Annotated in this window: 19 protein-coding genes; 7 read left to right on the forward strand and 12 right to left on the reverse strand. The window is 69.7% G+C overall.

The genetic code is table 11. The annotated features are described in order from the left end of the window. Positions 1-81: 81 nt before the first annotated feature. Complete coding sequence (pyrF, locus tag ACODTB_RS14280) at positions 82-921, reverse strand: orotidine-5'-phosphate decarboxylase (RefSeq protein ID WP_444687585.1); 840 nt, start codon at positions 919-921, stop codon at positions 82-84. A gap of 86 nt (positions 922-1,007) precedes the next feature. Between pyrF and ACODTB_RS14285 the strand changes: the two genes are divergently transcribed. Beyond that, positions 1,008-1,910 carry a DMT family transporter gene (locus ACODTB_RS14285; protein WP_291112000.1) on the forward strand — a complete coding sequence of 301 codons (903 nt, stop codon included), beginning with the start codon at positions 1,008-1,010 and terminating at the stop codon, positions 1,908-1,910. A 50-nt stretch (positions 1,911-1,960) separates the two neighbouring features. On the opposite strand, the gene ACODTB_RS14290 is transcribed toward ACODTB_RS14285, so the two are convergent. From ACODTB_RS14290 to tsaB, 3 genes are all read right to left on the reverse strand, one after another. Further along, on the reverse strand, positions 1,961-2,809 hold the full coding sequence (locus ACODTB_RS14290) for a uracil-DNA glycosylase (RefSeq protein ID WP_488929430.1): 849 nt from the start codon (positions 2,807-2,809) through the stop codon (positions 1,961-1,963). Next, positions 2,806-3,294, reverse strand: coding sequence for a ribosomal protein S18-alanine N-acetyltransferase (gene rimI, locus ACODTB_RS14295; protein ID WP_291112068.1), 489 nt, complete (start codon positions 3,292-3,294; stop codon positions 2,806-2,808). Before rimI ends, ACODTB_RS14290 begins: the two co-directional genes overlap by 4 nt. A gap of 146 nt (positions 3,295-3,440) precedes the next feature. Next, positions 3,441-4,211, reverse strand: a complete 771-nt coding sequence (gene tsaB / locus ACODTB_RS14300) for a tRNA (adenosine(37)-N6)-threonylcarbamoyltransferase complex dimerization subunit type 1 TsaB (RefSeq protein WP_291111995.1) — start codon at positions 4,209-4,211, stop codon at positions 3,441-3,443. Positions 4,212-4,336: 125 nt separating this feature from the next. Between tsaB and dacB the strand changes: the two genes are divergently transcribed. Beyond that, positions 4,337-5,884 (forward strand): D-alanyl-D-alanine carboxypeptidase/D-alanyl-D-alanine endopeptidase, encoded by a 1,548-nt coding sequence (gene dacB / locus ACODTB_RS14305; RefSeq protein WP_291111993.1) that lies wholly within the window; start codon positions 4,337-4,339, stop codon positions 5,882-5,884. Between the two features lie 112 nt (positions 5,885-5,996). Next, on the forward strand, positions 5,997-8,309 hold the full coding sequence (locus ACODTB_RS14310; RefSeq protein ID WP_291111990.1) for a hypothetical protein: 2,313 nt from the start codon (positions 5,997-5,999) through the stop codon (positions 8,307-8,309). Between the two features lie 25 nt (positions 8,310-8,334). Here ACODTB_RS14310 and ACODTB_RS14315 read toward each other — a convergent pair whose 3' ends face one another. From ACODTB_RS14315 to purE, 3 genes are read right to left on the reverse strand one after another with little or no spacing between them, the layout of a single operon-like run. Beyond that, entirely contained in the window at positions 8,335-9,351 is a 1,017-nt protein-coding gene (locus ACODTB_RS14315) for an L-threonylcarbamoyladenylate synthase (RefSeq protein WP_291111987.1), read from the reverse strand. Between the two features lie 8 nt (positions 9,352-9,359). Continuing rightward, complete coding sequence (locus tag ACODTB_RS14320) at positions 9,360-10,601, reverse strand: 5-(carboxyamino)imidazole ribonucleotide synthase (RefSeq protein ID WP_291111984.1); 1,242 nt, start codon at positions 10,599-10,601, stop codon at positions 9,360-9,362. After that, a complete protein-coding gene (purE, locus tag ACODTB_RS14325; protein ID WP_291111981.1) occupies positions 10,598-11,086 on the reverse strand; it encodes a 5-(carboxyamino)imidazole ribonucleotide mutase in 489 nt (162 codons plus the stop codon). The genes ACODTB_RS14320 and purE overlap by 4 nt, the downstream gene beginning before the upstream one ends. Positions 11,087-11,198: 112 nt before the next feature. On the opposite strand from purE, the gene trxA reads away from it, so the two are divergent. Next, the gene (trxA, locus tag ACODTB_RS14330) at positions 11,199-12,110 is read left to right on the forward strand and encodes a thioredoxin (protein WP_291111979.1); all 912 of its coding nucleotides are present in this window, start codon (positions 11,199-11,201) and stop codon (positions 12,108-12,110) included. Here the strand turns inward: trxA and ACODTB_RS14335 are convergent. The 3 genes from ACODTB_RS14335 to ACODTB_RS14345 all read right to left on the reverse strand — a co-directional run bounded on the left by ACODTB_RS14335 (position 12,107) and on the right by ACODTB_RS14345 (position 15,872). Continuing rightward, positions 12,107-13,015, reverse strand: coding sequence for a phosphoribosylaminoimidazolesuccinocarboxamide synthase (locus ACODTB_RS14335; protein WP_291111976.1), 909 nt, complete (start codon positions 13,013-13,015; stop codon positions 12,107-12,109). The genes trxA and ACODTB_RS14335 overlap by 4 nt on opposite strands. A gap of 129 nt (positions 13,016-13,144) precedes the next feature. Further along, positions 13,145-14,143, reverse strand: coding sequence for a tripartite tricarboxylate transporter substrate binding protein (locus ACODTB_RS14340; RefSeq protein ID WP_291111974.1), 999 nt, complete (start codon positions 14,141-14,143; stop codon positions 13,145-13,147). Between the two features lie 40 nt (positions 14,144-14,183). Further along, complete coding sequence (locus ACODTB_RS14345) at positions 14,184-15,872, reverse strand: long-chain fatty acid--CoA ligase (RefSeq protein ID WP_291111971.1); 1,689 nt, start codon at positions 15,870-15,872, stop codon at positions 14,184-14,186. A 182-nt stretch (positions 15,873-16,054) separates the two neighbouring features. Between ACODTB_RS14345 and ACODTB_RS14350 the strand changes: the two genes are divergently transcribed. After that, the gene (locus ACODTB_RS14350; protein WP_488929431.1) at positions 16,055-16,882 is read left to right on the forward strand and encodes an IclR family transcriptional regulator; all 828 of its coding nucleotides are present in this window, start codon (positions 16,055-16,057) and stop codon (positions 16,880-16,882) included. Between the two features lie 60 nt (positions 16,883-16,942). On the opposite strand, the gene fba is transcribed toward ACODTB_RS14350, so the two are convergent. Then, entirely contained in the window at positions 16,943-18,007 is a 1,065-nt protein-coding gene (fba, locus tag ACODTB_RS14355) for a class II fructose-bisphosphate aldolase (RefSeq protein ID WP_291111965.1), read from the reverse strand. A 142-nt stretch (positions 18,008-18,149) separates the two neighbouring features. Between fba and ACODTB_RS14360 the strand changes: the two genes are divergently transcribed. Then, positions 18,150-18,728: a phosphatase PAP2 family protein gene (locus ACODTB_RS14360; protein ID WP_291111962.1), complete on the forward strand. Its 579-nt coding sequence runs from the start codon at positions 18,150-18,152 to the stop codon at positions 18,726-18,728. 107 nt (positions 18,729-18,835) lie between these two features. Continuing rightward, positions 18,836-19,603, forward strand: a complete 768-nt coding sequence (locus ACODTB_RS14365; protein WP_291111959.1) for a DUF481 domain-containing protein — start codon at positions 18,836-18,838, stop codon at positions 19,601-19,603. Here the strand turns inward: ACODTB_RS14365 and pyk are convergent. Next, positions 19,600-21,033, reverse strand: coding sequence for a pyruvate kinase (pyk, locus tag ACODTB_RS14370; protein WP_291111957.1), 1,434 nt, complete (start codon positions 21,031-21,033; stop codon positions 19,600-19,602). The genes ACODTB_RS14365 and pyk overlap by 4 nt on opposite strands. Positions 21,034-21,127: the final 94 nt, after the last annotated feature.

Genomic DNA, 21,127 nt, shown 5'->3' on the forward strand with positions numbered 1-21,127 from the left:
TTACAAGTGGGTGTGGCGCGTTCGCGGCACCCGCCCGGCGGCGCTACCGCCGGGGTTTGCCCGGTGGCCATCCGTCGAAATTCAGGTGCGCGCGGCGCGCAGTTCGTCTCGTGTTTTCTGCGCCACCCGGCGCGCCGCGTCCGCGAAGTCCGCACCGGCCGACGCATACAGAATGGCGCGCGACGAGTTCACGATGATGGGACCGGTGGTCTCATCGCCCTGGGTGCGCAGGCCAGCCTTCACGGTGGCCACGGCATCGCCACCCTGCGCGCCCACGCCGGGAATCAGCAACGGCAGGGTGGGCGCGATCTCGCGCACGCGCTCGATCTCGGCGGGGTAGGTGGCGCCCACCACGAGGCCGAGCTGGCCGTTGAGGTTCCATGGTCCTTGCGCGAGGCGTGCCACGTGTTCGTACAGGCGCGGTTCGCCATCGATGGAGGCGAAGCGCTGGTTCTGCAGGTCGTCGCCACCGGGGTTGGAGGTGCGGCAGAGCAGGAACGCTCCCTTGCCGTGGTACTGCAGGTAAGGCTGCACCGAGTCGAAGCCCATGAAGGGCGAGAGCGTGACCGCGTCGGCACCGTAGCGCTCGAAGGCCTCGATCGCGTACTGCTCGGCGGTGCTGCCGATGTCGCCGCGCTTGGCGTCCAGGATCACCGGCACCTGCGGCGCCACGCGGCGCATGTGCGCCATCAGCCGCTCCAGCTGCTCTTCCGCGCGGTGCGCCGCGAAGTAGGCGATCTGGGGCTTGAAGGCGATGGCGGTGTCGGCCGTGGCTTCGACGATGGCGGCGCAGAAGTCGTAGATGCGGGAGGCGTCGTTCTTCAGGTGCGCGGGGAAGCGGGCGGGATCGGGGTCCAGGCCCACGCACAGCAGGGAACGGTTCTGGCGCTCGGCGGTGCGCAGCATGTCGAGAAAGGTCATGGGCCGATTTTAGTTGGCCGCCTGCCGCGAGGTCTTGGCAGTCCCGCGACAGACACCGCCGCCCCGCGCCGCCTAAGATCACGCCCATGCACGCCCTGTCCCGACAACAACTCGTCCTGCTCGTCCTCCTCACCCTCGTCTGGGGCATCAACTGGCCCATCATGAAGTTTGGTGTGACGGGTTTTCCACCCCTGACCTTCCGCACCATCTGCATGTGGATCGGGCTGCCGGTGCTGGGCCTGTTCCTGTGGTGGCGGCGCGTGCCCTTCCGCATCCCGCGCGAGCACTGGCGGGAGCTGGCGGTGCTCACGGTGTTCAACATGCTGTTCTGGCACACGCTGGCGATCCTGGCAATCCAGACGCTGTCGAGCGGGCGCGCCGCGATCCTGGGGTACACCATGCCGGTGTTCTCGGCGCTGGTGGGGAGCTGGTGGTTCGGTCAGCGGCTGGCGGGCCGTGCCTGGGGTGGCGTGGCGGCGGCGGCGCTGGGCGTGCTGCTGCTGCTGTGGCACGAACTCACGCAACTCTCGGGCAAGCCGCTGGGTGTGGTGATGATGCTGGTGGCCGCTGCCACCTGGGCGGTGGGCACGCAGATGATGCGCCGCACGACGATTCCGACGCCCACGCTGACCATCTCGTTCTGGCTCACGGCGCTCACCACGGTGTGGATGACCGTGTTGTCGCTGACCTTCGAGCGCTCGGCCTGGGTCTGGCCCACACCGGGCATCTGGTGGGCCATCGTCTTCAACGCGCTGGGCGTGTTCGCCTTCGCCCAGGTGGCCTGGCTCTCGCTCGCGCGCGACCTGCCGCCCATCGCCTCCACGCTGTCGGTGATGTTCATCCCCGTGCTGGGCGTGTTCACCGGCGCGTGGTGGCTGGGTGAGGTGCTGCATTGGCAGGACTGGGCCGCCGTCGCGCTGGTGATGGTGGCGATCGCGTCGGTGTTGTGGCCGTCGCGCTCCGCCGCTGCGCGGGGCACTGCCCCCTGAGGGGGCTGATCCGGCACGGGGCGGCCCGGCGCCGGATCGCGTGGCCTTCCTCAGGCGTTGTCCAGCGTGTGCATCGCCAGGCACAGGTCGGCCCAGGCCTTGCCCTTGTCGCCGGGGGTGCGCAGCAGGTAGGCCGGGTGGTAGGTCACGATCACCGGCACGCCTTCGTAGCGGTGCACCCGGCCGCGCAGGCGGCCGATGGGTTCGGTGGTCTTGAGCAGCGACTGCACCGCGAAGCGCCCCATGGCCACGATGACCTTGGGCTTGACCAGCGTCACCTGGCGCACCAGATAAGGCTCGCAGCGCGCCACTTCCTCGGGCTGCGGATTGCGGTTGGCAGGCGGGCGGCACTTGAGCACGTTGGCGATGTAGGCGCCTTGCGCCCCCTCGCCCTGGCGACTGCGGCCCACCGCGCGCAGCATGTTGTCGAGCAGCTGGCCGGCCGCACCCACGAAGGGTTCACCCTGCAGGTCTTCGTTTTCACCGGGCGCTTCGCCCACGATCATCCAGTCGGTCTGCACGTCGCCGACGCCGAACACAGTGTTCTTTCGTCCCTTGCACAGGCCACAGGCCTGGCAGTTGGCCACGGTCTCGCGCAGCTCGGGCCAGTCCATGCGGTCCACGTGGCTGGGGCGGGAGGGTGGGGGTTCGGCGGGCGCGGGCGGCGCGCTGCTTGGGGTTGGGGTCGGGGTTGGCACCGGGCGCGAAGGCGCAACGACCGGTGGCGCCGCGACCCTGGGCGTCTGGGCGGCGGTCTGGGGTGCCTCCACCAGGGGGGCCGCCACGGCCGGCGGCACGGGCTTGGGTGCCCAGACGCGCACGCCCATCTCGGCCAGCATGGCGCGCTGGCGCGCATCGAGCAGCGGAACAAACGAGGTGTCGAGCACGTCGTCGCTCATCGGGGGCCCCTCGCCGCCATCAGGTTCAGGCTCATGACGATGGCGTCTTCCCGGCGCAGGTGGCCGTCAGGGTAGTAGCCCTTGCGCAGGCCGACCTGCGAGAAACCGTAGCGCTCGTACAGGCGGCGCGCGGCCTCGTTGCTCTGGCGCACCTCCAGCCAGAGCCACTGGGCCTGCTGTCCGCGCGACCACAGCACCAGCGCGTCGAGCATGAAGCGCGCCCAACCCTGGCGCTGGTGGGCCGGTGCCACGGTGATGTTGAGCAGGTGCACCTCGTCCACGCCCGGCATGGCCACGAGGTAACCCAGCAGCGCGCGGCCATCGGCGTGCACGGCCTGGGCCTGTTCGCCTGGCAGCGCCTCGCCCAGCAGCAACACGGCCGGGTAGCCGGCCTGCAGCGAATCGTGGAAATGCTTGCGCGACCAGGGGTGGGCGTAGGCCGTGACTTCCACCGCCCGCACGGTGTCCAGGTCGGCCTCGGTCATGGGCTCGAAGGCGATGCGGCGTTCGCGGGTGGCCGGGGAGCGCCCGGTGTCCGGCAGCGGCCACGCGGCCTGCGTGGGCAGGGGTTGTGTGGCGCCGGGGGTCATGGCCCGCAGCAGGGCGTTCACGGTGGTGTCCATCGTGAGCCTCACGGCGTGACCACAGCCGAGGCCGCGCGCAGGCGCTCGCGCTCGTCGGTGGTCTGGGCCACCTTGTCGCGCACATACAGCGGCAGGGCATCGCGCGCGGCCACCGCCGCGCCCGCGGCCAGCAGGCCGGGCGCCAGGCGCAGCAGCGCGGCGGCCGTGGGCAGGGCCGGCAGGCGGGTGCCCGGCAGTTCGGCCAGCGCGCTGGCATAGCTGTCGAACGCGTTGCCCGCGAGCAGGGTGGCGCCATCGGCCTGAAGGTGCGCGCCCAGGTCGGCCGGCGCGCACAGGCGGGCCGGCGCCAGCGGCGACAGCCCTGCCGCCGTGCAGGCGTAAGTGGCCACGTACAGCTCGCCCATGCGGGCGTCGAGCAGGGCGGCGATGCGCTTGGGCCGGGGCTGGCCGGTGTGCTGCTGGTTCCAGTGGGCCTCTTCGGCCAAGGCCAGCAGGGTGTCGACCGGCAGCACCGGCAGGCCCTGCGGGCGGGCCGCATCCTGCGCCCCGTAGGCCAGGCCCTGGGCCACGGCACAGGCGGTGCGCAGGCCGGTGAACGAGCCCGGCCCCCGGCCGAACACCACGGCGTCCAGGCTGCTCAGGGCCCAGCCCGAGGCATCGAGCAGCTGTTTCACCAGCGGCAGCAGGGTGGTGGATGCCATCGCGCCGCCCGGCCCGCTGTGCTGCCACAGCGGGCCGCCGGGCGCGCCGTCGCCCAGGGCGACCGACAGGGTGTCGGTGCTGGTTTCAAGGGCGAGCAGGCGCAAGGCGGAAGACATCCCGGGATTATCGGGCACCGGGTGCCCCGCTTCCGGGGTAGGGTGCGCCACCGGCCATCCACCGCAACGGCCATTCACACGGCCGTGGCCGGCGCTTTCCCGGTGCCGTTTCATAATGAAACACCATGTTCGATATCGACTTCCTCCGCCGTTTGACCGCCTTGCGCCAGGTGCGCGGGCTGGTGCTGAGCCTGCTGGCCGGCCTGGCGCTGCCCGCCTGCGCCCAGATGGCGGGCCGGAGCGACCCACTGCCGCCCGCGGTGCTGGCGGCCATGAGCCGGGCCCAGGTGCCGGCCAGCGCGCTGTCGGCGCTGGTGATCTCGGTCGATCCCGACGCCCATGAGCGCCTGCGCCACCGCGCCAGCACCCCGGTGAACCCGGCCTCGGTGATGAAGCTGGTGACGACGTACGCCGCCATCGACCTGCTGGGCAGCGATTTCACCTGGAACACCCGCTTCTACACCGACGGCACGGTCGAGAACGGCGTGCTGCGCGGCAACCTGTACGTGCGCGGGGGCGGTGATCCCAAGTTCGTGCTCGAGCGCATCCAGGAGGCCTACCTGGCCCTGCAGGCCAAGGGCGTGCGCGTGATCCTGGGCGACATGGTGCTCGATCACAGTGCGTTCGAGCTGCCCGCCATCGACCCCGGCGCCTTCGACGGCGAGGCCCTGCGCCCCTACAACGCCACGCCTGACGCGCTGCTGGTCAATTTCAAGTCGGTCATTCTCACCTTCCAGCCCGACCTGGCCAACGGCGTGGCCCGCGTGGTCAGCGAGCCGCCCATGGCCGGCCTGGCGGTCGACGCCTCCGTGCCGCTCTCGCGCGGCACTGCCTGCGGCGACTGGCGCGGCACCGTGCAGGCCCGCTTCGACGACCCGAACCGCATCCGCTTCGAAGGCCGCTACCCGCAGGTCTGCGGCGAACTCAAGTGGCCTGTGGCCTACCAGCAGCCCGCGAGCTATGCCGCGCGCGCCATGGAAGGTCTGTGGCGCGCCAGTGGCGGCTCCATCACCGGGCAGGTGCGCGATGGCACCATGCCGGCCGAGGTGCAGTTGCTGCACGAGGCACGCTCGCTGCCCCTGTCCGAGGTCATCGTGGACGTGAACCAGTGGAGCAACAACGTGATGGCGCAGCAGGTGTTCCTCACGCTGGGCCAGCTGGCGCCGCCGCAGACGGCCACGCCCGTGCTGGCCGTGGTGGCCCCGGGTTCGGCCGCCGCCCGGCTGGTGCCCTCGCGCCCGGCGCGCTTCGAATACTCGCGCGAGGTCGTGACCGACTGGTGGAAACGCACCTTCGGCCCCCGCGTGCCGGGGCCGGTGCTCGACAACGGCTCAGGCCTGTCGCGCGAGGAGCGCATCACGCCCGAGGCGCTGGCGGGCCTGCTGCGCCATGCCGCGCGCCACCCGCAGGGCGTGCAGTTCGTGCAGTCGCTTTCGATCGCGGGTGTCAGCGGCACCGCGGCGCGGCTGGCGCGCGGTGGCCAGAGCGCCGCGCGCGGCAACGCCTGGGTCAAGACCGGCACGCTGCGCGACGTCACCGGCATCGCCGGCTACGTCAACGCGGCCAATGGGGCGCGTTATGTGGTGGTCGGCTTCATCAACCATCCCAACGCCTCCGCCGCCCGGCCCGCGCTGGACGCGCTGCTGGAGTGGACAGCCCTTTTGCCCGACTGAGTGCGGCGCCCTAGGCGTAAACCCGGTACGTTCTGGTACCGGGTTTTTTTAGGATCGACCATTCCCGGAAGATCCTTTCTCCTCTTTCTCCTCTTTCTCACGAGGTTTCCCCATGCGTTTCATGGCCGGATGGTTGGCGTCGCTCGCCTTGGTGTTGACAGCTTGCGGTGGCGATCCTGCGCCCAGCACGCCCAACCCCAACGCGGTCTATCCCCGTTTCGACCCCACGGCGGGTGACCTGCCTTTCAACAACGACCTCGTCTTCGCCGGATCGACCGATGGCACGGCCCATGTCGGCGCGCCCTCCGATCCGGTGCGTGCGGCGCTCAACCAGCTGGACGGTTTCTCCACCTCAGGGTATTTCGACGTGATGCTGTCGGGCTCGGTGGCGCCGGCGACCGCGCAGGCAGGCCAGAGCGTGCGCCTGATCGAACTGGAGACGGGCACGGCCGACCCGCTTCCGATGACCAGCGTGACTGGCGTGCGCGGCGTGGCCTCATTCGACGTGCAGGTCGTGTCGCTCGACGGGGCGTCCGGCAATGCCGTGCGCCTGCGGCCCACGCAGCCCCTGAAACCGCGCACCAAGTACCTGGTGGCATTGACCGACGACCTGCGCGATCTCGCCGGCGCCCGCATGGGCCGTTCGGCGTCTTACCAGGCCGTGCGCAACAGTGCCACCGCCATCGCCCCCGCGCTGCTGCCCGTGCGCCAGGCGGTGCAGGCCTGGGAGGCCCTGGCCGCGGGCGTGATCGCCGCGGGCAGCGGGGGCACCTTGTCGCCTGCCCAGGCGCAAGAGAAGCTGCTGTTGACCTACACCTTCACCACCACCGACACCCTGGGCCCGCTGCGGGCCATGGGCTCGCCGCGCGGCACCATCGCGCAGCGGCAGATCGACGCGGGCGAGCTGCAGGCCACGGCCGTGAACAACGCGCAGTCTCTGGAAGCCTCCAACCTGCTGCCATCGCCGAAAGCTCGGCCACTGGGCATCAACGAGCTGACGGGCATCGACTTCAACCTTTTTTCGGCGTCGCTGGCGGCCAACGTCGGCAAGCTCTACACCGGCTTCCTCGAACTGCCGTACTACCTCACGGCGGCCGACGCACCCGGGCTGGCCTTCGGCGAGTTCCTGGCCCGGCCCTGGAAGCCTGACGAGATCCTGGCCGGTGCGCTGGTCTCTCCGGTGCCGGCCGATGCCGACGGCAGCCGCAACGTCACCTGGCGCTATCCCTTCGCCCGGCGCACCGGCAACGAGTTGGTGCCGTTGCAGCTCACGCTGCCGCAGAACAACTGGGTGCCCGGCTATGCGGGCGCGGCCAACTGCGGCCAGATCTACACCGCCACGGGCTATCCCACGGTGATCTATGTGCATGGCATCACCAGCGACCGCACCTCGGTGGTGGCCCTGGCCCACACCCTGGCCTCGCGCTGCATTGCCACGGTGGCGATTGACCTGCCGTTGCATGGCGTGCCGGCAAACAGCGCCTTCGTGAGCACGCTCAACACGCAGCGGTCGGGCTCCATTCCGTTCGCCGCGCTCTATGGCGCCAACGTGCCCCGGGAGCGGCACTTCGAGGTCGCCGGCGCCCCGGGTGCGCCCGCGCCGATGAACTTCGTCACGCCGGGAACGAACGACGGGTCGGGCGCGCAGTTCATCAACCTGCCCTACCTCACGGTCACGCGCGATCACAGCCGGCAGGCGGTGATGGACCTGCTCAACCTGAACGCCAGCCTGGGCAGCCTGAACACGGCGGTGCAAGGTTTCGCGAGCGCGCCGCCGGGGCTCGACCTCAACCGCATCTACGTGGTCGGCGTGTCGCTGGGCGGCATTCTGAGCAGTGTCTTCACCACGGTGAACCAGTCGGCCATCGTCAACGACACCGTGTTCGGGCTGCCTTCTCCGCTGCCGCCGATCCGCGGTCTGGTGGCCAGTGTCGCCGGCAGCCAGGTGAGCCAGATCCTGGCGCGCTCCGCCACGTTCGCGCCGGTCATCAACAACGGTCTGTCGACCTTCGGCGTGCTGCCGGGCACCAGCCACTACGAGCGGTTCTTCTACACCGCGCAGGCGGCCGTGGACTCGGCCGATCCGGTCAACTTCATGGGCACGCTCGCCACCCAGGGCGTGCCGGTGCTGGTGCAGCAGGTCAACGGCGATCTCGTGGTCCCCAACGGGGCCCCGGAGGCACCGCTGGCCGGCACCAGCGCCCTGGCCCGCCTGCTGGGGGCCACGCGCCTGGGGGTGGGCGCCACGGCGTTGGGACGCGGCTATGTGCGGCACACGGCGGGCGGGCACGTTTCGCTGCTGCGACCCGAGGGCGGGGCGCCGCAGGTCACGGCGGAAATGCAGACGCAGGTCGTCACCTTTGTGCTGAACAGCGGCACGGTGTCCGTCGGCGGCGCCGCACCGGGGAACATCGAACCGCCCTGACCCCTGACGTTTGGCGGTACCGGGCTCAGGCCGCCGCGCGCCGCAACCTGTCGCGCACACCGTCCCAGGCGGGGTCTTCCGGCGGTGTTTCCACCCAGATCAGGCGCACGCCGGTGGCATCCAGCTCCCGCAGCACCGCGAACAGCTCCTGCGCGGCGGCAGCGGCGTCATCGGGCATGCGTCGGCGCGGCACACCCCGGGCGGGCTCGAGCGGGCTGCGGGCGTAGACCGCGATGTGCTTCGCATCGCTGCCCAGCACCTGGAACGCCGCACGGAGCTGAGCGGCATCCATCAGCCGCACCTTGGCGCGCGGCGCGTAGTGCGACTCCAGCGTGCCCGAGGCGCGCGGCGCGGCCTCGTCGCGCTCCCGCAGGGGCTGGCCGCAGGCCGCTTCAAGTTGCGCCACGGTGATCATGCCGGGGCGCAGCAGCACGGGGTGGCCGCGCGTGCAGTCGACGATGGTGGATTCGATGCCCACCGGGCAGGCGCCGCCGTCGAGGATCAGCAATTCGTCTTCCGCCAGGCGGGCGAACTCCTCGGCCACGTGCGCGGCGGTGGTGGGGCTCACACGGCCGAATCGGTTGGCGCTGGGCGCGGCCACGCCGCTCACGCCGCGCGCGGCGGCTGCGCTCAGCAGGGCCTGGGCCACGGGGTGGGCCGGGCAGCGCAGGCCGACCGAGTCCTGCCCGCCAGCGGCGACCGCGGCCACGCCTTCGCGGCGCGGCAGGATCAGCGTGAGCGGGCCGGGCCAGAAGGCGTGCATGAGCGCGGCGGCAAAGGCGGGAACCTCGCGCGCGTAGTGGTCCACGCCCGCGCGCCAGCCTCGCGCGCCCTGGCCCGGGGCGAGGTGCACGATCAGCGGGTGGTCGGCCGGGCGGCCCTTGGCTTCGAAGATGCGGTGCACCGCCGTGGCGTTGTCGGCATCGGCCGCGAGGCCATAGACGGTCTCGGTGGGCATGCCCACCAGCGAGCCGGCGGCCAGGCGCTGCGCCGCGCGCTCGATGGCGGCGGGGTCTTGCGCGGACAGCAGCGGCGGTGGCATGGCGCGCCTCAGGCGCCGAGCGCGGGCAGGCCGAGCAGCGCCAGCACCTGCTCGGTGGTCTCGCGCACCTGGGCCACGCTGGCGCCGGTGATGTTGAGGTGGCCCATCTTGCGGCCCGGGCGGGCGCCCAGCTTGCCGTAGAGGTGCAGGTGGGTGCCGGGCAGGGCCAGCACCGCGCCCCAGGGCGGCGACACGGGTGTTCTGCTGGCTTGCGCGCGCACGGCGTTGGGCGCGAACCAGAGATCGCCCAGCAGGTTGACCATGATGGCCGGGCTGTGCTGGCGCGGCGTGGGCAGTGGCAGGCCGGCGAGCGCGCGCACCTGGGCTTCGAACTGCGACAGGTCGCAGGCGTTCTGTGTGTAGTGGCCGCTGTTGTGCGGGCGTGGCGCCATTTCGTTGACCACAAGGTCGAGCGCGCCATCGGCGTTCTCCACCACGAAGTACTCGACGCACAGCACGCCCACGTACTGCAGGTGGTTCGCGATGGCCACCGTGCTGGCCTGCGCGCGCTGTGCCAGCGTGGGATCGAGCGCGCCGTCGAAGACCTCGGTGAGAGCGAGGATGCCGTCGTGGTGCGTGTTCTTCTGCACCGGAAAGCTCACGACCTGGCCGTCGGCGCCGCGCGCCACGATCACCGAGCATTCGGCGCGCAGCTGGAGCAGCTTCTCCAGCACGCAGGGCACCTTGTCCAGATCGTCCCAGGCGGCGGCGAGTTCTTCGCGCGTGGACACGCGCACCTGGCCCTTGCCGTCGTAGCCCATGCGCGCGGTCTTCAGGATGCCGGGCAGCAGATCGGCCGGCAGGGCCTTGAGCGAGGCGTCGGTGGTGATGACGGCGTGCGGCGCCGGCGCCACGCCGCTGATGGGCGCGCAATGCTCGAAGTGGGCCTTCTCTTTCACGCGGTCCTGCGCCACGGCCACGCAGGCGGCGGACGGCGCCACCGGCCGCTGGGCTGCGAGCGTGAGCAGGGCCTGCGCCGGCACGTTCTCGAACTCGGTGGTGATGGCGTCACAGCGCTGCATCAGCTGGGCCAGGCCCTGCTCGTCGTCGTAGGCCGTCTTGATGTGGTGGTGGCTGACCAGGCCGGCGGGGCTGGCCGGATCGGGATCGAGCACCACGGTGAAATAACCCATGGCCTGCGCGGCCTGCACGAACATGCGGCCGAGCTGGCCACCACCCATGACGCCCAGCGTGGTCTGCTGGCCGCTGTGCACGGAAGGGTTGCCGGGGAGAAGGGTCTTGAGGCTCATGCGGGCAGGGTCATCGCGCGGGCGGCGGCGGTCTGTTGGGCGCGGAAGGTGTCGAGCTTGTGGCGCAGCTCGGGGTCGTGGCTGGCCAGCAGGGCCACGGCGAACAGCGCCGCGTTGGCCGCGCCGGCCGCGCCGATCGCGAAGGTGGCCACGGGGATGCCCTTGGGCATCTGCACGATGCTGTGCAGCGAGTCCACGCCGCTGAGGTGTTTGCTGGCCACCGGCACGCCGAGCACCGGCACCACGGTCTTGGCCGCCAGCATGCCCGGCAGGTGCGCCGCGCCGCCGGCGCCGGCGATGATCGCCTTGAGCCCGCGCCCGGCGGCTGCCTCGGCGTAGGTGAACATGTCGTCGGGCATGCGGTGCGCCGAGACCACGCGCGCCTCGTGCGCGATGCCGAAGTCCTGCAGGATCTGCACGGCGTGCTGCATGGTGTCCCAGTCGCTGCTGGAGCCCATGAGCACACCCACTTGGATGGAGTTCATGACGGTGCCTCTGGCCGATGCGCCCCCCGCGGGGGGCTGGAGCGGTCGCGCGCATGGCAGGGCATGGCGTCTCCGGTAAAGTGTGGATTTTACGTTTGCCCAGGCCGCTCCCATGATCAACGTCACCGTCGCCAACTTTGAAGCCGAGGTCATCGAGGCTTCGATGCACACCCCCGTGCTGGTGGATTTCTGGGCCCCGTGGTGCGGCCCCTGCAAGGTGATCGGCCCGCTGCTGGAGAAGCTGGAGGCCGACTACGCCGGCCGCTTCAAGCTGGTCAAGATCGATTCCGACCAGGAGCAGCAGCTCGCCGCCGCCTTCGGCATCCGCAGCATTCCCACCTGCGTGCTGCTCATGAACGGCCAGCCGGTCGATGGTTTCATGGGCGCGATGCCCGAGGGCCAGATCAAGGCCTTCCTCGACAAGCACCTGCCCCCCGGCGGCGACGAAGCCGAGGCCGAGGCGGTGGAGCCCGATGCGCAGGACGCGCTCGCCCAGGGCGACCTGGACGGCGCGCTGGAGAAGATGCGCGAGGCGGTGCAGGCGGCACCAGACAACGACGACGCGCGCTTCGAGCTCGTGAAGCTGCTGCTGGAGATGGGGCAGGACGACGACGCCAAGGTGGCGTTCGCCCCGGTGATCGCCAAGGCCGCGGGCGTGCGCCGGCTCGACTCGCTGCAGCGCTGGATGGCCGCGCGCGATGCGCAGGCCGAGGTGGCCGACCCCGATGCCCGCGCGGCGGAGCTGCAGGCCGCCATCGCCGCGAACAAGCGCGACTTCGAATCGCGCTTCGCGCTCGCGCAACTGCTCATGGCCTACGGCCAGTGGACGGCAGCGATGGACGAACTGCTGGAGATCCTGATGCGCGACAAGGCCTGGAAAGAGGAGCTGGCGCGCAAGACCTTCATCGCCATCCTCGACGTGATCGACCCACCCAAGCCCAAGGTGGCCGAAGGCCAGGTGCCGCCCGAAGACCCGACGGTGGCGACCTACCGCCGCCGTCTCTCCAGCGTCGTTCTCAGTTAATTCATCAGGCGCGTGAGCGCCTCCTGATACTTCGCAGAGGTTTTCTCGATCACCTCGCGCGGCAGGCGCGGCGCGGGGGGGGTCTTGTCCCAGGGCTTGCCGCTGACCTGTGCGGTCTCCAGCCAGTCGCGCAGGAACTGCTTGTCGTAGCTCGGCGGGTTCTGGCCCACCACGTAGCTTTCGGCCGGCCAGTAGCGCGAGCTGTCGGGCGTGAGCACCTCGTCCATGAGCACCAGCTTGCCGGCCTTGTCCAGGCCGAACTCGAACTTGGTGTCGGCAATGATGATGCCCTTCTTCAGCGCGATCGCCGCGGCCGCCTTGTAGAGCGCGATCGACACGTCGCGGATCTGCGCGGCGAGCTCGGGGCCGATCATCTCGACCGTGCGCTCGAAGGTGATGTTCTCGTCGTGCTCGCCCATGGCCGCCTTGGCCGCGGGCGTGTAGATGGGCTCGGGCAGCTGCGACGCGTTCTGCAGGCCTTCGGGCAGTTTCACGCCGCAGACCGAGCGGCTTTCCTGGTACTCCTTCCAGCCGCTGCCGGCCAGGTAGCCGCGCACCACGGCCTCCACCGGGATGGGCTTGAGGCGCTGCACCAGCATCGAGCGGCCCGTGACCTGCGGCACCTCGGCGGGCGAGACCACGCTCTCGGGCGCGTCGCCGGTGAGGTGGATCGGGCAGATGTTCAAACCCTTGGGGCCGAGCTGATCGAACCAGAACAGCGATAGCCGGGTGAGCAGCTCGCCCTTGCCGGGGATCGGTTCGCCCATGATCACGTCGAATGCGCTGATGCGGTCGCTCGCCACCATGAGAATGCGGTCGTCGCCCACGGCGTAGTTGTCGCGCACCTTGCCGCGCGCCAGCAGGGGCAGGGAGGTCAGGGCCGAGGTGTGCAAGGCAGAGGTCATGATCGGATCGGAAAATAGCAGGACAAGAAAAAAGCCCGTTGAACAGCCAACGGGCTTTGAACCATTCCGGGGGATTATCGCAAGTTGGCGGCGGGATGGGGCCGAAAGTCGAGTCCGCCGGTGCGGCGCCTATTTGGCGGCGAGCCCCAGGCGCTCGATCAGGGCTTTGTCCTTGGCGTAGGTCTCGGCCGCCCACCTGCGGTAATCGTCGCCGCTGCGGTACCACATGGCCTGGTTGAGCTGGCCCAGCACCTCGATGTGCCTGGGGTCCTCCATGGCCTTCTTGAACGCGTCGTGCAGCACCTTGGTGACGGCCGGGTCCATGCCCTTGGGGCCGGCCAGGCCGTAGGGCGAGGTGGACACCACGCCGTAGCCGAGCTCCTGCGCGGTGGGCACTTCGGGCCAGCGCTGGGTGCGCTGCTCGCCGAAGGTGACCAGCAGGCGCATCTGGCCGCCGTCCACGTACTTGTCCCAGCCGCTGGCATCGCTCTGCGCCATCACGTGGCCGCCGAGCAGGGCGGCCTGCAGGTCGGCGTTGCCTTTGAAGGGCACGTGCGTGAGCTGCACCTTGGCGTTGCCGGCCAGTTCTTCCATCAGCAGGTGCGGGCTGCTGCCGGTGCCGGTGGAGCCGTAGTTGATGGCGCCCGGCTGCTTGCGCGCGGCCTCGATGTAGTCCTTGAAGGTCTTGTAGGGCGAGTCGGCCTTGACGGTCAGGCCGAAGGTGTAGCCCGAAACGCCGATGATGTAGGTGAAGTCGGTCAGCGGGTCCCAGTTGGTCTTCTGCATGTGCGGCATGCGCAGCAGGCCGAGCGGGAACTGGGCGATGGTGTAGCCATCGGGCTTGGCGGTCTGCGCCATGGTGCTCGGGCCCAGGGTGCCGCCGGCACCGGGGCGGTTCTCGATCACGATGGGCTGGCCCAGGTGTTTGCTGGCGATCTCGGCCAGCGCGCGCAGGTGGCGGTCGGTCGAGCCGCCGGCGGGCCAGGGAATGATCATGGTCACGGGGCGGTTCGGGTACGCGGGCGATTGCGCCCGCGCGAGGCCGAACGGGGCCAGGCCCGCGCTGGCGGCGCTGGCCAGCAGCAGCGCGCGGCGGCGCTTCGAGGGGGGTGATGAGGGGTGTTGCATGCCTTGTCTCCTTCTGTGGTGATGCCGGGTGGGCTGTTGCTCAGGAGGGATGGGGTGTCTGTGCGTCGCGCGCGGCCTGCTGCTCCTGCAGTTCGCGCCACATCACCTTGCCGCTGCCCGAGCGGGGCAGCGTTTCCACGAATTCCACGATGCGCGGGCTCTTGTAGGCGGCCATGTGGCCGTGCGCCCAGTCGATCACGTCCTGTTCGCTGACCTGGCCACGCTGTCCGGGCCGCAGCACCACCAGGGCCTTGACGGTCTCACCGCGGCGCGCGTCGCGCACGCCGATCACGCAGGCTTCCTGGATCGCCGGGTGGTGGTACATGAGCGCCTCCACCTCGGCCGGCCAGACCTTGAAGCCGCTGGCGTTGATCATGCGTTTGAGCCGGTCGGTCATGAAGAAGTAGCCTTCTTCGTCGACGTGGCCGAGGTCGCCGGTGCGCAGGAAGCGCCGGCCGTCGATGTCGATGAAGGATTCGCGCGTGGCCTGTGGGTTGCGCCAGTAGCCCTGCATGAGCTGCGGCCCGTGCACCACGATCTCGCCGGTCTCGCCGGTGGGGCGTTCGGCCAGGGTGTCGGGGTCGAGCACGCGCGCGTCCACGTCGAACACCGGCAGGCCCAGGCACTGGGGCTTGGGCCGGTGCGTGGGGTTGATGTGGGTGGCGGCCATGGTCTCGGACATGCCATAGCCCTCGATGTAGTCCTGGCCCGTGAGCGCCTTGAGGCGCGCGGCCACCGCGTCGGGCATGGCCGCGCCGCCGCCGCGCACGCAGGCCAGGCTGGCGAGGTCGAACTGGTCGAGCTGCGGGTGCGCGAGGAAGTCGATCACCATGGTGGAGATGGCCTGCCACATGGTCACGCGGTAGCGCTGCATGCAGGTCGCGGCGACCTCGCGGTCCCAGCGCGAGAGCACCACCAGGGTCGCGCCCGCGTACAGCGGGCCGTTCAGGCTGCCGGAGAGGCCGGTGACGTGGAAGAAGGGCAGCACGGAGAGGCAGACCGCGTCCTGCGAGGTGCCGAACCAGCGCACGCCGCCGACCAGCGTGCTCATCACGCTGCGGTGGGTGTGCATGCAGCCCTTGGGCAGGCCGGTGGTGCCCGAGGTGTAGGGCATGGCGCAGAGGTCGTCGGGCCCGGTGGTCAGCGGCCCGGGCGTGCGGGCAGCGGCCACCATGTCGGCCCAGGCCACGAGGCCGGGGCCTTCGATGGGTGCGCGCGGCGCGGCCACGAAGTCGGGCACGCGCAGTTCGGTGGGCACGCGCAGGTGGTCGCTGTAGGTGGCGACCACGAGGTGGCGCAGGCCTTCGCCCTCGGTGGTGAGCAGCGGTCGCAGCTGCGGCAACAGGTCCTGCGCCACGAAGGCCGCCTGCGCGCCGCTGTCGCTGAGGCAATGGCGCAGCTCTTCCACCCGGTTCATCGGGTTCACCGGCACCACCACCGCGTTGGCGCGCAGGATGCCGTAGAAGGCCAGGGCCCATTGCGGGCTGTTCTGCATGCACAGCAGCACGCGGTCGCCCGGCTTCACGCCGCACACCTGTTGCAGGTGCCCGGCGATGTGCTCGGCCTCGCGCAGGAAGTGCGCGTAGCTCAGCGGCGTGTCGTAGAAGACGATGAAGGGCTTGTCGGGAAACCGCGTGGCCGAGACCTCGAGGTTGTAGAAAAGGTTGGTCTGCGGCAGCGTGAGTTGCCGGGGCAGGCCGGGCGGCCAGTGGGCCGTTTGCGAGGGCATGGTGATTGATTCCGCTTGGCGGAAAACAAGAAAATGAAGGTCAATATACGGTCCACGCCTTGGATGTGTAAATGCCATTCAGGGAAACCGAGCATCCGGCATCCGATGAAAGAGCTTCAGAATTCCGATGAGCGGAATACGGCAGGTGCTGTATTCCGATCTGCAGAAAAAGGAGACATCCCATGGGGCGCCAGCGCCACACGCCATCCACCTCGCTGGCCGACACCGATCCCGCCGAGGACCGCCGTTTCGTCACCGCGCTGGCGCGCGGGCTCACCGTGCTGCGCTGTTTCGGCCCGTCCGACCGCTGGCTCGCGCACCAGGAGCTCGCGCGCCGCACCGGCTTGCCGCAGGCCACCGTCTCGCGACTCACGTTCACGCTGACCAGCCTGGGCTACCTGCGGCACCGCGCGGCCACCGGCGAGTACGCGCTGAGCCCGGCGGTGCTCTCGCTGGGCTTCAGCGTGCTGTCCAACTTCCAGGTCGGGCGCATCGCGCGGCCGTTCATGGAAACGCTGGCCGAGCACACGCAGGCGGCGATCTCGCTGGGGGTGCGTCACGACACCTCGGTGGTCTACGTGGCGCACTGCCGCAGCACCGCACGCCTCATCCTGGGGCTGGATGTGGGCACGCGCCTGCCGTTCGCAGAAACCGCCATGGGCCGCGCCATCTGGTGTGCCGCCACGCCCGGCATGCAAGGCCTGGTGGCGCGCCGGCTGCAGGCGCAGGACGCCACCCTCTGGCCCGAGCGCGAGGCGGGCCTGCGGCGTGCGGAGGCGGAATGTGCCCGGCGCGGCTACGCGGTGTCGGCGTCGGAGTGGGAGAGCGAGATCGCCGCGATTGGCGTGGGCATCGACCTGGGCGACGGCCGCGAGCCGCTGGCCCTCACCGTGGGCGGGCCGTCGTCGCGGCTGCAGGGCGAGCTGCTGCACGAGGACTTCGGGCCGGCGCTGGTGCGCACCGGGCGCGAGATCGTGGCCGCGATCCAGGCCGCCGGCTGGGAAGATTGACCCCTCGCCCATGAAAAACGCCACCGCGAGGGTGGCGTTCTGGCAGGAGCGAAAGGCGGGTCAGTTCACGAGCTGGGCGAGTTCGCCCTTGGCGTACTTGGCGGCGACGACCTGCAGGCTCTCGCCCTTGATCTTGCTGCCCTGGCCTTCGCAGCCGAACTCGAGGTAACGTGCCTTGCAGACCTGCTTGGCGGCTTCGCGCGCGGGCTTGAGCCACTCGCGGGCGTCGAACTTGTCGGGGTTCTCGGCCAGGAACTTGCGCACCGCACCGGTCATGGCCAGGCGGATGTCGGTGTCGATGTTGATCTTGCGCACGCCGTGCTTGATGGCTTCCTGGATCTCCTTCACCGGCACGCCGTAGGTTTCCTTCATCTTGCCGCCGTACTGGTTGATGATGGCCAGCAGCTCGGCCGGCACGGAGGACGAGCCGTGCATCACCAGGTGGGTATTGGGAATGCGCTTGTGGATTTCCTTGACGCGGCTGATGGCCAGGATGTCGCCGGTGGGCGGACGGCTGAACTTGTAGGCGCCGTGGCTGGTGCCGATGGCGATGGCCAGGGCGTCGAGCTGCGTGGCCTTGACGAACTGTGCGGCCTCTTCGGGGTCCGTGAGCATCTGGCTGTGGTCCAGCTTGCCTTCGGCGCCGATGCCGTCTTCCTCGCCGGCTTCGCCGGTTTCCAGGTTGCCCAGGCAGCCGAGCTCGCCTTCCACGGTGACGCCGACCTTGTGCGCCATGTCCACCACCTTGCGGGTCACGTCCACGTTGTAGTCGAACGAGGCCGGGGTCTTGCCGTCTTCCATCAGCGAGCCGTCCATCATCACCGAGCCGAAGCCCAGGTTGATCGCGCCTTCGCAGACCTTGGGCGAGGTGCCGTGGTCCTGGTGCATCACCAGGGGAATGTGCGGGTAGGCCTCCATCGCGGCCTGGATCAGGTGCTTGATGAAGGGCTCTCCGGCGTATTTGCGGGCCCCGGCGCTGGCCTGCAGGATCACCGGCGCGCCGACTTCGTCGGCGGCGGCCATCACGGCCTGCACCTGTTCGAGGTTGTTGACGTTGAAAGCCGGAATGCCGTAGCCGTTGGCGGCGGCGTGGTCGAGCAGTTCGCGCATGGAAACGAGCGCCATGAGATTCCCCTTAATCAGTTGGTAACCGTGGTGTAACCCGGCATTTTAACTTTCGACCTGTAACGCGGATGCGATGAGCTTGTGTCATTTCACACGCCCTTAATGTGCGCGGGCCAGACTGGGTCGAACTTTCAGCCACACCATGACCCACCTCGATACCCTGCTGTTCCTCTGGATCAACGCCACGGCCGACACGCCGGCCTGGCTGCTGGCGCTGGCGCGTTGGGTGTCCATCGACCTGCCCGCCCTGACGGTGGTCGGCCTCGCGCCCCTGCTGCTGTTCTGCCCGACCGGGCGCCGGCAGTTCGTTGGCGTGTGCCTGGCCATGGTGCTGGCCTGGCTGGCGGTGCGCGGCATCCGCGAGACGGTGCACGTGGCCCGGCCCTTCGAACTGGGCCTGGGCGGGCAGTGGCTCGAGCATGCGGCCACGGCGAGCTTTCCCAGCTTTCATGCGGCGGTGGCGGGCGCCTGGGCCCTGGCGCTCACCCTGTTCGCCCCGTCGCACCCACGCCGCTGGATGGTCGTGGCGGGCGGGGTGGCTCTGGTCATTGCCTGGAGCCGGGTGTTCCTGGGTTTGCACTTCGTGTCGGACATCGCTGTGGGCCTGCTGCTGGGCGCGGCCAGCGCGGTGACAGCCCGGCAGGGCTTCGCGTGGCTGGAACGCCGCCGTCGCCGCCTGGTGCCGGCGATCGTGCCAGCGGCGGGTTCCGACTCTCTCTGAGCGCGTTTCGGCGCGGCGGATACCAATCGTCACAAAACCGGGGGAACCGGGGCGGCGGCATGGCGAGTCCTTCAGGAGACACGTCAAACCCTCAGAAAGGATCCACCATGCCCTGCCGCCCCCTGATCGCGACACTGGCCGCCGTCTCGGCCCTGCTCGCGCCAGCCCTCTCGCAGGCCCAGGTCACGCTCAAACCCGATGGCCAATGGCGCTACCTGCTCACCGCAGGTGCCAACATTTCCTCGGGCAACAACGACGCCAGCACGCTCAACCTCGCGGCCGAGGGCGCGCGCGAGAGCGACGACGACAAGTGGACCTGGGCCGCCAAGGCCGACCGCGCGCGCAGTTCGGGCGTGGACACCACCGAGCGCTACGGCCTGCGCACGCAGTACAACCGCGACTTCTCGGTGGACTGGTTCGGCTTCGGCTCGGGCGAGTTCCTGCGCGACCGGTTGGCCAACATCTCCAGCCGGACCTCGGTGGCCAGCGGCGTGGGCCGGCACGTGTGGCAGGAAGAGCAGGGCTTCTTCGATGTGTCCGTCGGTCTGGGCTATACCTACGACCGTTACATCCAGTCCACCGACATTGCCGGCGCGATGCGCGACCGGTACGGCCGCCTGGAGCTGGTGCTGGCGGAGGAGTCCAGCCACAAGCTCACCGAGACCACCAGCCTGCGCCAGAAGTTCTCGCTGTACCCGGACTTGAGGGACTCGGGCAAGTACCGCGCCGTGCTGGACACGGGCCTCACGGTCGCGATGACGCAGACGCTCAACCTGTCGGCGGGCCTGAGCTACCGCTACGACAGCGACCCCGGGACCAACCTCAAGAAGGCCGACACGATGTTCGTGACCGGCGTTTCACTGAGGTTTGACTAGGCGGCCCTGCAGATCTTGAGTGTGTTGGTGCCGCCGGGCTGGCCCATGGGCTCGCCCACGGTGATGGCATAGACGTCGCCGGTCTGCACGATGCCGCGCTTCTTCAGGTGCGCCTCGGCGTCCAGCAGCGCGGAGTCGCGGTCGGTGCTGTTGTCCATGAGCAGCGGCCGCACGTTGCGGTAGAGCGTCATGCGGCGCTGGGTCGAGAGGTTGGGCGTCATGGCGTAGATCGGCATGCGCACGTTGTGCCGGCTCATCCACAGCGCGGTGGACCCCGAATCGGTCAGCGCCACGATGGCCTTGGCGCCCAGGTGGTGGGCGGTGAACAGCGCGCCCATGGCGATGGACTGATCGATGCGCTTGAAGGTCTTGCCCTGGAAGTCGGCTGAGAGCTCGCGGTACTCGGCCTTCTCGGCTTCCGAGCAGATGTTGGCCATTTCCATCACGGTTTCCAGCGGGAAGCGGCCGGCGGCGGTCTCGGCGCTGAGCATCACCGCGTCGGTGCCGTCGAGCACCGCGTTGGCCACGTCGCTCACCTCGGCGCGCGTGGGCACCGGGTTGACGATCATGCTCTCCATCATCTGCGTGGCGGTGATGACCACCTTGTCCATCTCGCGCGCGAGGCGGATCATGTGTTTCTGCAGGCCGGGCACCGCCGCATTGCCCACTTCCACCGCGAGGTCGCCGCGCGCGACCATGATGCCGTCGGACACCTTGAGGATCGCGGCCAGCTCGGGAATCGCCTCGGCGCGTTCGATCTTGGCGATCAGCGCGGGCTTGTGGGCGAGGGCGGCGCCAGCCACGTTGCAGAGCTGGCGGGCCAGCTCCATGTCGGTTGCGTTCTTGGGGAAACTCACCGCCACGTAGTCGGCCTTCAGGCCCATGGCGGTCTTGATGTCGTCCATGTCCTTGGCGGTCAGCGCGGGGGCGGTCAGGCCGCCGCCCTGCTTGTTGATGCCCTTGTTGTTGGACAGCTCGCCGCCGAGCTTGACGGTGGTGTGCACCGCCGGGCCGACCACCTTGTTGATGGTGAGCACGATCAGGCCGTCGTTGAGCAGCAAGGTGTCGCCGGCCTTCACGTCGCGCGGCAGTTCCTTGTAGTCCAGACCCACGCCCTCGATGTCGCCTGGTTCGGTGCGCGAGGCGTCGAGCACGAAGGGCATGCCCGGCTCCAGCATCACCTTGCCCTGGGCGAACTTGCCGACGCGGATCTTGGGCCCCTGCAGGTCGGCCATGATGCCGACCTCGCGGCCCGCGCGCTGGGCCGCCGCGCGCACCAGTTCGGCGCGGTCGATGTGGTCCTGGGCGGTGCCGTGCGAGAAGTTGAGCCGGACCACGTTGACACCGGCGCGGATCATCCGCTCCAGCAGGTCGGGGTCGCTGGAGGCCGGACCCAGGGTGGCAACGATCTTGGTGGCGCGCATGGACATGATGGAAGCTGTCTCCAGAAGGGGCCGCGAGGCCGGTTTGTAATTTGGTTTCAATTATCCGTGAAACCAGTTACACGCCGGTTACAGGCCGCCG

The sequence above is a fragment of the Hydrogenophaga sp. FG152 genome, from assembly GCF_057809615.1.

Bases quoted from the DNA above. Each gene is read 5' to 3' on its own strand.
- ACODTB_RS14315 (WP_291111987.1), bottom strand. From the start codon at position 9,351: ATGCCACCGCCGCTGCTGTCCGCGCAAGACCCCGCCGCCATCGAGCGC.
- fba (WP_291111965.1), bottom strand. From the start codon at position 18,007: ATGGCGCTCGTTTCCATGCGCGAACTGCTCGACCACGCCGCCGCCAAC.
- dacB (WP_291111993.1), top strand. From the start codon at position 4,337: ATGTTCGATATCGACTTCCTCCGCCGTTTGACCGCCTTGCGCCAGGTG.
- ACODTB_RS14285 (WP_291112000.1), top strand. From the start codon at position 1,008: ATGCACGCCCTGTCCCGACAACAACTCGTCCTGCTCGTCCTCCTCACC.
- ACODTB_RS14290 (WP_488929430.1), bottom strand. From the start codon at position 2,809: ATGAGCGACGACGTGCTCGACACCTCGTTTGTTCCGCTGCTCGATGCG.
- rimI (WP_291112068.1), bottom strand. From the start codon at position 3,294: ATGACCGAGGCCGACCTGGACACCGTGCGGGCGGTGGAAGTCACGGCC.
- purE (WP_291111981.1), bottom strand. From the start codon at position 11,086: ATGAACTCCATCCAAGTGGGTGTGCTCATGGGCTCCAGCAGCGACTGG.
- tsaB (WP_291111995.1), bottom strand. From the start codon at position 4,211: ATGTCTTCCGCCTTGCGCCTGCTCGCCCTTGAAACCAGCACCGACACC.
- ACODTB_RS14360 (WP_291111962.1), top strand. From the start codon at position 18,150: ATGACCCACCTCGATACCCTGCTGTTCCTCTGGATCAACGCCACGGCC.
- ACODTB_RS14340 (WP_291111974.1), bottom strand. From the start codon at position 14,143: ATGCAACACCCCTCATCACCCCCCTCGAAGCGCCGCCGCGCGCTGCTG.
- ACODTB_RS14310 (WP_291111990.1), top strand. From the start codon at position 5,997: ATGCGTTTCATGGCCGGATGGTTGGCGTCGCTCGCCTTGGTGTTGACA.
- pyrF (WP_444687585.1), bottom strand. From the start codon at position 921: ATGACCTTTCTCGACATGCTGCGCACCGCCGAGCGCCAGAACCGTTCC.
- ACODTB_RS14335 (WP_291111976.1), bottom strand. From the start codon at position 13,015: ATGACCTCTGCCTTGCACACCTCGGCCCTGACCTCCCTGCCCCTGCTG.
- ACODTB_RS14350 (WP_488929431.1), top strand. From the start codon at position 16,055: ATGGGGCGCCAGCGCCACACGCCATCCACCTCGCTGGCCGACACCGAT.
- pyk (WP_291111957.1), bottom strand. From the start codon at position 21,033: ATGTCCATGCGCGCCACCAAGATCGTTGCCACCCTGGGTCCGGCCTCC.
- ACODTB_RS14345 (WP_291111971.1), bottom strand. From the start codon at position 15,872: ATGCCCTCGCAAACGGCCCACTGGCCGCCCGGCCTGCCCCGGCAACTC.
- trxA (WP_291111979.1), top strand. From the start codon at position 11,199: ATGATCAACGTCACCGTCGCCAACTTTGAAGCCGAGGTCATCGAGGCT.
- ACODTB_RS14365 (WP_291111959.1), top strand. From the start codon at position 18,836: ATGCCCTGCCGCCCCCTGATCGCGACACTGGCCGCCGTCTCGGCCCTG.
- ACODTB_RS14320 (WP_291111984.1), bottom strand. From the start codon at position 10,601: ATGAGCCTCAAGACCCTTCTCCCCGGCAACCCTTCCGTGCACAGCGGC.